Raw genomic sequence first — 12,294 nt, 5'->3', positions numbered from 1 at the left:
CGCGATTACTCGTGCTCGCCGCCCGCGCCGTGCACATGACCGTGGGTGAGCTCTTCCTCGTTGGCCTCGCGCACTTCGGTCACTTCGATGTCGAAGTTCAGCGTCTTGCCGGCCAGCGGATGGTTGCCATCGATGGTCACCTGGTCGCCTTCGACCGCGGTCACCACGACCATCACCGGACCCTGCGGACCCTGGCCCTGGAACTGCATGCCCGGCTTCGGATCCGGCGCACCCTGGAACGCGCTCTTGGGCACGACCTGGATCATTTCCTCGTGACGCTCGCCGTAGCCTTCCTGCGGCTCGACGGTCACCTTGAAGGCATCGCCCTGACTGCGGCCGGCCATGGCCTTCTCCAGGCCCGGCACGATGTTGCCGGCACCGTGCAGGTACGCCAGCGGCTCGCCGCGCTCGCGGGAGCTGTCGATGACCTGGCCGTCTTCGCCGGTCAGGGTGTAGTGGAACGATGCGACGGTACGGTCGGCAATCTGCATGGATGAACCTCGTTGATGCGAATGGATGGTACCGACGCATCAGACGCCGGCCAGAACCGCCCAGCGTAAGGGAACCGGGGCCGGTACTGCAAACCGTGCTGGGCAGAATGCGCCTGCGGATGGAACAATGACCGCTTCGCCGACGAACCTGCCCGCCATGACGAACCTTCGCGCCGACTGGGCGCACCGCCCCACGCACCGACGTGTCTGGGCGCTCGCCGCTCCCATGATCGTCTCCAACGTCACCGTTCCGCTGGTGACGCTGACCGACAGCACCGTGGCCGGACATCTCTCGCACGCCAGTCAGCTGGCGGCCGTGGCTGTGGGGGGCGCGATTTACCAGTTGCCGGTGTTCCTGTGCGGCTTCCTTCGCATGGGTACGGTCGGATTCAGCGCGCAGGCCAGTGGGCGCGAGGACGGCGACGATCTACGACGGATCCTCCTGCAGACCCTGCTGCTGAGTCTGGCGCTGTCGAGCCTGCTGCTGCTCGCCGCCGCTCCCCTGCTGTCGCCCGTACTGCGGCTGATGGACCCGTCGGCGGATCTGCGCGGCCTTGGCGCCGCCTACCTGCACGTGCGACTGGCCGGACTGCCGGCTGCACTGGCCAGCTACGCGCTGGCGGGCTGGTTCCTGGGCGCGCAGAACGCGCGGGTGACGGTACAGATACTGATCGTGACCAATCTGGTGAACATCGGCTTGAACCTGCTGTTCGTGCTCGGCTTCGGCTGGGGCGTGCGCGGCATCGCGTTGGCTTCGGTCATCGGCGAATGGAGCGGCTGCCTGCTCGGCCTGACCCGCATCGCCGGCCAGCTTCGCCGCTTCCCGGGCCATCTGCATCTGGACGAACTGCGGCGCTGGACCTGCTGGCGGCCGTTGCTCGGCGTGAATCGCGATATTTTGCTGCGCAGCATCGCCCTGGAAGGCGTGTTCTTCGCCATGACCACACTGGGCGCACGCTTGGGCGGCTCGGTGGTTGCGGCCAACGCGTTGCTGCTGAACGGGCTGATGCTGACGGCCTTTGCCCTGGATGGCCTGGCCAACGCGGTCGAATCGGTGACCGGACACGCCATCGGTGCACGGCAGCGCGACACGCTGCGCAGGGCGCTGGTGGTGGCGGGCGGATGGTCCCTGATCGGCAGCCTGCTATTCGTGGCCGTCTTCGCCCTCGGCGGCCACCTGTTCGTCGACCTGCAAACCGACATCGCGGCCGTGCGAACGATCGCCTATGCCTACCTGCCCTATCTGGCCGTGCTGCCGCTGATCGCGTTTCCCGGCTACCTGCTCGACGGCCTGTTCGTTGGCGCGACGCGCGCGACGGAAATGCGCAATGCGATGCTGGTCGCGGCGCTGGTGTTCCTGGCCGCCGCCACGCTCTTGCATCCGCTGGGCAACCACGGACTGTGGATCGCATTTCTCGCCTTCATGTTGGTGCGCGGCGGCGTCATGGCCTGGGTCGCGCGACGCATCGCCCGCACTGCGGACGGCTGGCTGACGCGACCGGTTCGGGCCTGAGCGCGGCTAGGCCTCCAACTGCACGCGCAGGTCCGCCTCGATACGCTCGGGCGTCGTCGCCGGCGCGTAGCGACGCAGCGGCCGGCCTTCGCGGTCAATCAGGAACTTGGTGAAATTCCACTTGATCGCGGCGCTGCCCAGCACGCCCGGCGCTTCCGCACGGAGCCAGGCATAGAGCGGATGGGCGTTGGCGCCGTTGACCTCGATCTTTTCGAACAAGGGAAAGCTGACATCGTAGGTCGTACTGCAGAAGTCCAGGATCTCCTGCGCATCGCCGGGTTCCTGATGCCCGAATTGGTCGCAGGGAAAGCCGAGCACGCTGAATCCGCAGTCCGCGTAGCGCGCCTGCAGGGCTTCGAGCCCCTTGTACTGCGGCGTGAATCCGCATTTGGACGCCACGTTGACGATCAACAGGACCTGCCCGCGCCATTCTTCCAGACGGCGCTCCGCACCGTGGATGTCGCGCGCGTCGAAAGCGTAGACGGTGTCGTTCATGGCGGCTCCTCGAGTTTGGCGCATCCTGACACAATCGCCCTCAGGAAGCTGTAGGCGATGACACGGCAACGCGTTAGGCTTGCACCATGAATGCGGTCGCCGCCTCCCCTTCGTCCGCCGCCAGCGAATCCCTGCGCCGCTTCGTCGAGCGCCACCGCCGCCTGTTCGTCCTGACCGGCGCCGGGTGCAGTACCGACTCGGGCATTCCCGACTACCGCGATCTGGAAGGGGACTGGAAACGTCCGCCGCCGATGACCTACCAGGTCTTCACCGGCGATCCGGTCGGTCGCGCACGCTACTGGGCGCGCAGCATGATCGGCTGGCGGCATTTCAGCGCCGCCCGCGCCAACGCCACACACCATGCACTGACCATGCTGGAGCGCACCGGACGCGTGCAGATGCTGGTGACGCAGAATGTCGACGGCCTGCATCAGGCGGCCGGAAGCCGCGCAGTGATCGATCTACACGGCCGGCTCGACCGCGTGCGCTGCCTGCAATGCGATGCGGTAGTCGCGCGCACGGATTACCAGCAGCGCCTGGAGCGCGAGAATCCGGCCTGGTCTGATCTCGAAGCCACCCATGCGCCGGATGGCGACGCCTATCTGGAACGCGACGACTTCCACACGTTTTCGATCCCCGCGTGCATGCAATGCGGCGGCATGATGAAACCCGACGTGGTGTTCTTCGGCGAAAACGTTCCGCGCCACCGCCTGCAGCAGGCCATGCAGCATTTCGAACGCGCCGATGCGCTGCTCGTGATTGGTTCATCCCTGATGGTGTATTCCGGATACCGGTTCGCTGCGGCCGCGGCGCGACGCGGCCTGCCGATCGCCGCCGTCAACCTGGGCCGCAACCGGGCCGATCCGCTGCTGGAACTGAAACTCGACTGTCGCTGCGACGAGGCGCTCGCCTTTCTGGCCGAGCCCGACACCGAAGCGGCCCCCATTTGACCCCACGGCATGGAAGACCGCACGGACGCCATGATTCGCACGCTCGCCCCCATCACGATCCAACGACTCGGCCGACTCCTGGTCTGCACACCGCTGCTGCTCGCCGCCTGCAGCGGGCAACCGCCGCGCCCTGCACCGCCCGCACCCAGCACGCCGGCGACTACCGCCGCACCAGCCCGCGCGGCAAGTGTCCCCGCGTCGCCGCGAAGCGCCGCTGCGCCGGCCATGCCTGCGCCGACCTCCATGCCCAGCGCTCGCGAGCGCATGGCCGATGCCATCGGGGCCTACATCGCTCAGCCGCGATTCGCCCACGCGACCTGGGGCATCGACGTCATCGACCTTTCCGACGGTCGCACGCTCTATCGCCGCAACGCCGACAAGCTCTTCATCCCGGCCTCGAACGCCAAGCTCTATACCGCTGCGCTGGCCCTGCACACGCTGGGGCCGCGCTACCGGTTCCACACATCTCTGTATGCCTCACGGGCGCCCTCGGCCAACGGTACGCTTCGCGGCAACCTCATCCTGTACGGTCGCGGCGATCCCAGTCTGGGCATGGGTTCCGACACGCAGACCCCGACCGACTGGGCCGACAAGCTGGCCACCGTACTCGCCGCACGCGGCGTGAAACGCATCACCGGCGACCTGATTGCCGACGACACCTATTACGCGGGACCGCCGTTCGGCGCCGGCTGGGAAGCCAGCGACCTGCTCAGCGGCTTCGCCGCGCCGGTGTCGGCGCTGAGCGTTCAGGGCAATACCTTCACGCTGCGCGTGGGCGGCAACGGTGCCTGCTGCACCGCCAGCGTCGACCCCCTGGCCGCCGACGTACGCATTCTCAACACGCTGCACCGCAGTGCGCCCGGTGAATACGATCCACTCGGCCTGTACCGTGCTCCCGGTTCCAATCGACTTTACGTATTCGGCGCGCGTCCACCCAGCAGCAAGCCTCGCGTCTTCAATCTCGCCACCCCCGATCCGGCGCGACTGGCCGGCGGATTGCTGGCCGATGCGCTGGCCCGGCACGGCATCCGTTTCACCGGACGCATCCGTACCCAGCACTGGCCGCACCCCGGTGAGGATGAGCACGGCAAGGGCCTGGTTCGCATCACCGATGTGCGTTCGGCACCGCTGGGCACGCTGATCCGGCACATGCTCAAGCACTCGGACAACCTCTACGCGCAGCTTCTGCTGATGGCCTCGGGCAAGCACCAGTCCGAGATCGGCACCTGCCTGGGTCAGCGCCATCCGCCGACGCTGACCGCCTACTGGGGCATCTGTGCCATGCGTGCCATGCTGCGTGACGCCGGCATCGCCGCCGGCAGCGCGTTCTTCGAGGAAGGCAGCGGCCTCTCGCGCAAGGACCGCGTCACGCCCGAGGCGACCACGCGCCTGCTGCGCTGGCTCGACCGTCAGCGTTTCGCGAACGACCTGAAGCAGGCGCTGCCGGTCGCCGGCGTCGACGGGACGCTGCGCTACCGCATGCGCGGGACGCCCGCCGCGGGCAACCTGCACGCCAAGACCGGCACGCTGCGATACGCCTACACACTCTCCGGCTATGTGCGTTCCGCCAATGGGCAACCGCTGGCGTTCTCGATCATGCTCAACGATTACGCGCGCCCACGTAACACCGACGGCCGTCCGACTGCTGGGCGCGCCACGCGCGACATCGATGCGATCGCCCGGCTGATCACCGAGTACGGAAACGTGCCGCTTCCCCCACCGAGTGCATCCAGCAGCACCATTCCCACAGGGAAAGACAGCAAATCGCCCTAGATGCCGAAGTGCGGATGGAACAACTGTGCCAGGAATGTGTCGAGCACATTCGGCGCCACCGCCAGCGTGACCAGCACGCCGTATGCCGCGCCCCAAAGATGGGCGCTGTGGTTCACGTTGTCACCGCCGCGGCGATCCATGTAGATCGTGAAGCCCACGTAGAGCACGGCATAGACGATGGCCGGAATCGGGAAGAAGAACACGAGGATCATCGACCACGGCTGGAACAGGATGAACGAGAACAGGACCGCCGACACCGCGCCCGAAGCGCCGATGCTGATGTAGCGCGGGTCGTTGCGGTGCTGCTGGTAGCTGGGAAGGATCGCCAGCACCAGCGCGCTCAAGTAGAACAAGGCGAAGCCGAACGGACCGATGTAGCTGCCCAGCAGTATTTCCACGGCGCGCCCGAAGAAGAACAGCGTGATCATGTTGAACAGCAGATGCTGCATGTCCGCATGCACGAAGCCGTAGGTCAGGAAGCGCCAGTACTGCCGCTTGCCGCGCACACCGGGCGGCCACATGGCCAACTCCATCGCCAACCCCTGACGCTTGAAGGCGTAGAACGAAACCACGCAAGTGGCGACGATGAGAAGCACGGTGACGATCATGGGCAGACATTCGCCTTATGCGGAAAGTCGCCGACTATACGGCACCGCGACCGGGTCGCGCATGCCGAGCCGCATATCGCACTAGCCCAACGCCCCCGTCGGCGCGGCATACGGCGCAGTGCAGACCCGGTTCCGGCCCTGCTCCTTGGCCAGATACAGCGCGTCGTCAGCCGCCTTGATCCAGTCCATCGGGTCACTCATGACGCGCGTGATCTCGGCCAAGCCGATGCTGACCGTGACCCGCAGCGACGTATCGACATCAAACTCCTCGCGCTCGATCTCGCGTCGGATGCGCTCCATCAGCATGCGCGCGCCATCACGATCGGTTTCCGGCATGACCAGACCGAATTCGTCGCCGCCGAAACGACCGGGCGTGTCGATGTTGCGGCTGTTTTCGTGCAGAAGATCGGCCACGCGGCGCAACACATCGTCACCGACCGTGTGACCGTAGGTATCGTTGAGTTGCTTGAAGCCGTCCAGATCCAGCATGACCAGCGTCGCCGGGCGATGCGTGCGCAGGAAACGCTGGAACTCCAGTGTCAGAGCCTGCTGCCAGTGATGGCGATTGGGCAATGTCGTCAGGCTGTCGGTGCGGCTCAGCTGACTCAGCAACTGATTCTGCCTGCCGACATGACGCGCAAGACGATAGGTGGCCGCACTCACCGCCACCGGATACATCACGAGCAAGGGAATGGTCAGCAGCACAATCCCGCCGCTGGAGTGCGGCAACCATTGAAACCCGTCCAGCAGAATGCCGAGAAGAATGCCGAGCACCATAAGAAACACGCCCGGCACCATCAGTCGCCAGCCACCCGATGACACCAGCGCCATGCCCATGATCATGATCATGCTCAGACTGGGCAGTGCATTGAAATGAATCAGCGCCAGCCATAGCCCGGCCATCGTGGCATCGACCAGGGTGCTGCGGAATTCGGTTTTTCCAGGCGTGATCGAACTGCGCGCTATCAGATAGGCCGCCTGCGGCCAGAGCAATGCATAGACCGCCAGCAGCACCCACTGCCAGACCGGAGCATGGTGCGCAAACAGCACCGCGCCGACCGGGAACAGGCCCAGAGCGAGTCCCAGCATGCGCATGTGGTACGTCTGCTCGACGTAGCGCAGTTCATTCTGACGTTTGTTGATGATCTCGAAGGACAAAGGTAGCCCCCTGCTCTCGCGATGTGACTCCGACGCATTCCTTTCGTTCGGAAAGGAGTAACGCCCGGTCCTCGGGAGGGAGCAACAACCGTGCCATCGACCTAGATAAAGAATCTCGCGACGAGACCCTTATATAAAAACAAATAAATTCAGCATCTTAAATTATATTCTTGATTGGTTTTCACGAACCGGCCACGCCAAACCGGATCAAGTTGAACAAAAAAATTCTGCGAACTGCCGCACAAGGTCGCATTCCGACCTGCCAGAGAAACTCGATAATGAGGCAAAGCGGAAAAATACGAGACGCCCTACTCGACGCCGGCCTGTGCGCGCGCATCGGTGATGCCGTGCGCCGTCATCAGATGCGCAAGACTGATCACGTGATCGACCTTCAACTTGTCCAGCAGGCGCTGCTTGTAGGTCGAGACGGTCTTGGGACTGAGACTGAGATGTTCGGCAATGACCGTCAGCGGCAGACCGCGAACCAGCATCATCGCCACTTCCAGCTCCCGACTGGACAATGCATCGAACGGCGAACCTTCGCCGTCTAGCGTGGCCAGCGCGAGCTGCTGTGCGATGTTCGGCGCCAGATAGCGCTTGCCCTGAGCAACCTGTCGAACGGCCGCGACCAGTTCGTCGGAACTGCAGCCCTTGGTCAGATATCCCAACGCGCCCACTTCGAGAAGTCGCCGGGGAAAACGCACATCCTCGACTACTGTCAACACCACGATGCGCGTCGGCAACTTGGCGCGGACCACGCGCTCGGTCATTTCGACACCGCTCATGCCCGGCATGTGCACGTCGACCAGGGCGACATCCGGCTTCTCGGCGCGCACCAGACGCAACCCGTCTTCCGCCGTGCTCGCCTCTCCGACAATGACCATGTCGGACTGCTGCTGCAGGATCATTCGAAACCCTGTGCGCACCAGCTCATGGTCGTCGACCAGCACTACCTTGATCACGATCGGAACCCTCCCCTGCACGATGCGGAATCTGCATCCCGCGAAACGGTAGAGACCGCCACCGTGCAATGCAAGCATACGCTGTAAGACGACGCCTACAAGAATACGGTACATCGACAACGGCCGCGAACTTCAGGCCAGAAACAGGTTCGAACGGCTTGCGCAAGCAACTGATTTGTCAGAATATGCGCAAAAATGACGCCTGCAGCCGAACTGGACGCATGCACGCCCTTACAACATGTATCGGCATTGCCTGACAGGCGTGGTACCGCTCGCAAGGGATAATGCGCGGATAACGGGGCGCTCCCTGGGGGGTACGCGCAACATGGCACCGCATATTTATCTGATTGAACCCAGCGACGGGGGCTGGCTCATCCGCCGCGATACCGTCGCCACGGCGCAATGCGCCGATCGCATCTCCGCCGTGCGTCTGGCACTGGCCCTCGCTCGCGGGGAACGCAGCGGCAGCGGTGACAAGGTCATCGTCCGCATGCACGAGCAGCGCGACGAATCCACCGCATCGGCACAGTGAATCCACCCCCACTTACTTCTTGTCCGCAGCCTTCCTGCGATAGGCACGCACTTCGCGCGCAGGAACATCCTGCGGGTAGCAGCGCGGCGCATAGCCGCCGGGACGCAGATACGCGCTACGGCGCCCACAGCGCCACCCTGCCCGATCCCTGCTGTACGGACAGGGACAAAACGACCCGGATAACGCGCAATGGACGCACGAACGATTGCACGACGAATCTGCGCATCGCTCGTTGGCGGTGCCGCGTGAGCCGATGCGAGGAACATCGCCATCGATACAGTCATGCATGCGTTAGCCCATTGCATATCGTGCTCCCCAAACAACCGACGCCTCAGACTGGAAGTCGCACACCAGTACATCCGATTGGATGGATAGCCTGGCGGTAGACGGGAAGAACTTTCGTACTCCCGCCCGCCTGATGCAAATCAACGCATGACCTCATTGGACTCCCTGGATGCGACAGCGAGTCCGAAACACGCATGCGTCCAAGAGCCGCTGAACACGGGACGCACTGAATGTCTGGAAGCGGACGGTGAATGTACGCGATTGCAATCGCCTGGCCATCAACGTTGAACCGTGTTGCCATCCAGCGAACACGCCACATTCCGACCTGCAAAGCGATTCGTTCCTGTCAGTGTGGCAAGTGCTGCAAAGACCCATCGGACTTGAGAGATCGCGTCGATCTTCGACTCATCGTCGAGCCACCCCTGATCGTCCAACGACTGACCACTGCGCCCCGGAACATCTTCCGCACAGTAAATGGTGCCCGGCGCGGGAGTCGAACCCGCATGGCCTTGCGGCCGAGAGATTTTAAGTCTCTTGCGTATACCAGTTTCGCCAGCCGGGCCCGGAGGGAGACGCGAAGCGCCGAGCATACTGCAATCGACGCGTAGCTTGTGGCGCGGCTTCCCCGGATACGAAAAACCCCGCTCGCGGCGGGGTCTTCGATGACGCGCCAGTAGCGCGTCGAGAGCTTGGAGGCCAGGGTCGGAATCGAACCGGCGTACACGGCTTTGCAGGCCGCTGCATAACCACTCTGCCACCTGGCCGGTGACGCTCCGCGCGCAGCTTAGCTGCGTACGTCGGAAAAAACAAAACCTCGGCGAACCGAGGTTTTGCAGAAGAACTGGAGCGGGAAACGAGACTCGAACTCGCGACCCCGACCTTGGCAAGGTCGTGCTCTACCAACTGAGCTATTCCCGCCCGGGAGCCGCGTATCTTACGGTTTCGCGGAAGCGTGTCAACCCTTGTGTGATCATTTTCTTTCACAACGTCGTTTTCGCGGCGTCGCACGCATTCACTTCGCCGACGAATCACCGCGCAACGCCGGCCATGCAGCGCGCAGATAGACCAGTCCGGACCAGATCGTGAGCACCGCCGCCAGCACCAGCAACGTCTCGCCGACGTACCAGTTGCGCAGCGTCTCGGCGTCCTTGTCGTGCTCCAGCAGCAGCACCACGATGGCGACAATCTGCATCACCGTCTTGATCTTTCCGAGCATCGCCACGCGCACGTGCGAGCGCATGCCGATTTCGGCCATCCACTCGCGCAACGCGGAGATGCCGATCTCGCGCCCGACGATGATCGCGGCTGTCACCGCCAGCAACGCGGTCGGATGACTCTGCACCAGCAGGAACAGGGTCACCGTCACCATCAGCTTGTCCGCCACCGGATCGAGAAAGGCGCCGAACGCCGATGTCTGGTTCCAGCGTCGCGCCAGATAACCGTCGAACCAGTCGGTGATGGCCGCGGCGAGAAAGATCGCGGCCGCCGTCACATTGGCGATGCGCCACGGAATCCACGGAAGCAGATCGTGCGAGTAGTAGACCAGCACCATGATCGGCAGCAGCATCACGCGGAACAGGGTCAGCCAGGTAGGTAGGTTGATACGCATCGGATGAATCATTCCCGTTGTTTCAAGACAGCATACGCAAGCATCATCGGCCCCTGCATGAACGGTCAGCCATGCAAGGCGGCGTAGATGCGCTCGGCCAGGTCGCGGTGGATGCCGCCGACCTGCATCAATTCCTCGACCCCGGCGGCCTCGACACCACCCAGCCCCCCAAAGGCCCGCAGCAAGGCCGCGCGACGGCGCGGCCCGACGCCGGGCACATCTTCCAGCACACTGCGCTGACGCGCCTTCTGACGGCGTTTGCGGTGCCCGCTGATGGCGAAGCGGTGCGACTCGTCGCGCACGGCGTCGATCAGGTGCAGCGCGGGTGATGCGGAGCCGGGATGCAGCGTGCGGCCACTATCGGCCAGAATCAGGTTCTCGTCGCCCACGCGCCGTGCCGGTCCCTTGGACACGCCGACCACGCGGATGTCGCCCAGCCCCAGCTCGGCCAGCACATCCAGCGCCTGCGCAACCTGACCGCTACCGCCATCGATCAGCAGAATATCCGGCCGCGCGCCCTCGCCTTCGGCCAGCCGGCGGAAGCGGCGCGTCAACGCCTGGTGCATGGCGGCGTAGTCGTCGCCGGGCGTGATGCCGGCGATGTTGAAACGCCGATAGTGCGACTTCTCCGGCCCCTCGGGTCCGAACACCACGCAGGACGCCACAGTCGCCTCACCGCGGGTATGACTGATGTCGAAGCACTCGATGCGGCGCGGGGGCGCGTCCAGCTCCAGCAGCTTGGCCAAGTCCTCGAAACGCGAACTCAGGGTCTGCCGGCTCGCCAGGCGCGAGGTCAGCGCCGCCGTGGCGTTGCGTAGCGCCAGGTCGCGGAAACGCGCCCGCTCGCCGCGCACGGCCTGCTTGATCGCGACAGCATGCTCGCTGCGCTGCCCCAGCGCCTCGGCCAGCGCCTCGCGCGATTCGAGCGTCGCGCTCAACACCAGCTCGGACGGGACCGGCCGGTCGACGTAGTACTGCGCGATGAACTGCTCCAGCACGTCGGCCTCGCTGGCGTCCAGCGGCAGACGCGGAAAGAAGTCGCGCGACCCCAGCGACAGACCGTTGCGGAAGAACAGCACGCTGACGCACGCCACGCCACCCTCGATGCGGCAGGCGATCACGTCCATGTCGGCACTGGCCCCCTGCACGTGATGCTGCGCCTGCAATCGACGCAGCACGGCCACCTGGTCGCGCAGAGCCGCGGCGCGCTCGAAGTCCAACGCGGTGCTGGCCTCCTCCATCGCCGTGCTCAACTCCTCGATGACGCTGCTACTGCGACCCTCCAGGAACATCTCGGCGTGGCGCACATCGCGCGCGTAGTCCTCGCGTGTCACGTACTCCACGCACGGCGCGCTGCAGCGTCCGATCTGGTACTGGAGACATGGTCGCGAGCGGTTGCTGAAATAGCTGTCCTCGCACTGACGGACCTTGAACAGCTTCTGCATCGCGTTGAGGCTTTCACGCACAGCCCAGGCGCTCGGGAACGGTCCGAAGTATCGACCCGGCGCCTTGCGTGCGCCACGGTGAAAGCCCAGACGCGGATACTCGTCGGTGCTCGACAGGTAGATGTACGGGTAGCTCTTGTCGTCACGCAGCAGGATGTTGTAGCGCGGCTTGAGCTCCTTGATCAGCTGGGATTCCAGCAGCAGCGCCTCGGCTTCCGTACGCGTCACGGTGGTCTCGGCGCGCGCGATCTGCGACACCATCGAGGCGATGCGCGGTTCCATGCGCGGCTTCAGGAAGTAGCTGCCCACGCGCTTCTTCAGATTCGCCGCCTTGCCTACGTACAGCAGCTCATCGTCGGCGCCGTAATAGCGATAGACGCCGGGCGATGTGGTCAGGGTGCGAACGAACGCCTTGCCGTCGAAGGTGCTGGAAGATGGAGCGGACATCGGAGATATCGAATCTAGGTATCGGA

11 protein-coding genes and 3 tRNA genes are annotated in these 12,294 nt (G+C 64.4%); 4 read left to right on the top strand and 10 right to left on the bottom strand.

Features of this window, described 5'->3' with window-relative positions; all coding sequences use genetic code 11:
* Positions 1–5: 5 nt before the first annotated feature.
* Positions 6–491 carry a peptidylprolyl isomerase gene (locus BTJ49_RS08120; RefSeq protein WP_113064867.1) on the bottom strand — a complete coding sequence of 162 codons (486 nt, stop codon included), beginning with the start codon at positions 489–491 and terminating at the stop codon, positions 6–8.
* A gap of 157 nt (positions 492–648) precedes the next feature.
* Here BTJ49_RS08120 and BTJ49_RS08115 point away from each other — a divergent pair, with 157 nt between their 5' ends.
* The gene (locus BTJ49_RS08115; RefSeq protein WP_113065100.1) at positions 649–2,004 is read left to right on the top strand and encodes an MATE family efflux transporter; all 1,356 of its coding nucleotides are present in this window, start codon (positions 649–651) and stop codon (positions 2,002–2,004) included.
* Positions 2,005–2,010: 6 nt separating this feature from the next.
* Here the strand turns inward: BTJ49_RS08115 and BTJ49_RS08110 are convergent, their stop codons facing one another.
* The gene (locus BTJ49_RS08110) at positions 2,011–2,499 is read right to left on the bottom strand and encodes a glutathione peroxidase (protein WP_113064866.1); all 489 of its coding nucleotides are present in this window, start codon (positions 2,497–2,499) and stop codon (positions 2,011–2,013) included.
* An 86-nt stretch (positions 2,500–2,585) separates the two neighbouring features.
* Here BTJ49_RS08110 and BTJ49_RS08105 point away from each other — a divergent pair, with 86 nt between their 5' ends.
* The gene (locus BTJ49_RS08105) at positions 2,586–3,449 is read left to right on the top strand and encodes an NAD-dependent protein deacetylase (protein WP_113064865.1); all 864 of its coding nucleotides are present in this window, start codon (positions 2,586–2,588) and stop codon (positions 3,447–3,449) included.
* Between the two features lie 30 nt (positions 3,450–3,479).
* Positions 3,480–5,222, top strand: a complete 1,743-nt coding sequence (gene dacB / locus BTJ49_RS08100) for a D-alanyl-D-alanine carboxypeptidase/D-alanyl-D-alanine-endopeptidase (protein ID WP_168184694.1) — start codon at positions 3,480–3,482, stop codon at positions 5,220–5,222.
* Here dacB and BTJ49_RS08095 read toward each other — a convergent pair.
* The 3 genes from BTJ49_RS08095 to BTJ49_RS08085 form a co-directional block, all read right to left on the bottom strand.
* Entirely contained in the window at positions 5,219–5,830 is a 612-nt protein-coding gene (locus BTJ49_RS08095) for a rhomboid family intramembrane serine protease (RefSeq protein WP_113064863.1), read from the bottom strand. The genes dacB and BTJ49_RS08095 overlap by 4 nt on opposite strands.
* 81 nt (positions 5,831–5,911) lie before the next feature.
* Positions 5,912–6,988: a diguanylate cyclase gene (locus BTJ49_RS08090; protein ID WP_113064862.1), complete on the bottom strand. Its 1,077-nt coding sequence runs from the start codon at positions 6,986–6,988 to the stop codon at positions 5,912–5,914.
* 308 nt (positions 6,989–7,296) lie between these two features.
* Positions 7,297–7,950, bottom strand: coding sequence for a response regulator (locus BTJ49_RS08085; RefSeq protein WP_113065099.1), 654 nt, complete (start codon positions 7,948–7,950; stop codon positions 7,297–7,299).
* Between the two features lie 325 nt (positions 7,951–8,275).
* Between BTJ49_RS08085 and BTJ49_RS08080 the strand changes: the two genes are divergently transcribed.
* A complete protein-coding gene (locus BTJ49_RS08080) occupies positions 8,276–8,482 on the top strand; it encodes a hypothetical protein (RefSeq protein WP_113064861.1) in 207 nt (68 codons plus the stop codon).
* A gap of 760 nt (positions 8,483–9,242) precedes the next feature.
* Here BTJ49_RS08080 and BTJ49_RS08075 read toward each other — a convergent pair.
* The 5 genes from BTJ49_RS08075 to uvrC form a co-directional block, all read right to left on the bottom strand.
* Positions 9,243–9,329: transfer RNA gene (locus BTJ49_RS08075), tRNA-Leu, on the bottom strand.
* 128 nt (positions 9,330–9,457) lie between these two features.
* Positions 9,458–9,531: transfer RNA gene (locus BTJ49_RS08070), tRNA-Cys, on the bottom strand.
* 78 nt (positions 9,532–9,609) lie between these two features.
* Positions 9,610–9,685 (bottom strand) — tRNA-Gly (locus BTJ49_RS08065).
* A 94-nt stretch (positions 9,686–9,779) separates the two neighbouring features.
* Positions 9,780–10,376 (bottom strand): CDP-diacylglycerol--glycerol-3-phosphate 3-phosphatidyltransferase, encoded by a 597-nt coding sequence (pgsA, locus tag BTJ49_RS08060; RefSeq protein WP_113065098.1) that lies wholly within the window; start codon positions 10,374–10,376, stop codon positions 9,780–9,782.
* Positions 10,377–10,441: 65 nt separating this feature from the next.
* A complete protein-coding gene (uvrC, locus tag BTJ49_RS08055; RefSeq protein ID WP_113064860.1) occupies positions 10,442–12,268 on the bottom strand; it encodes an excinuclease ABC subunit UvrC in 1,827 nt (608 codons plus the stop codon).
* Positions 12,269–12,294: the final 26 nt, after the last annotated feature.

Origin of the sequence: Oleiagrimonas sp. MCCC 1A03011 (genome assembly GCF_003267965.1) — a bacterium.
GTDB lineage: Bacteria > Pseudomonadota > Gammaproteobacteria > Xanthomonadales > Rhodanobacteraceae > Oleiagrimonas > Oleiagrimonas citrea.
The sequence above is the reverse complement of the archived record's forward strand: the minus strand, read 5'-3'. Positions and strand labels throughout refer to the sequence as shown.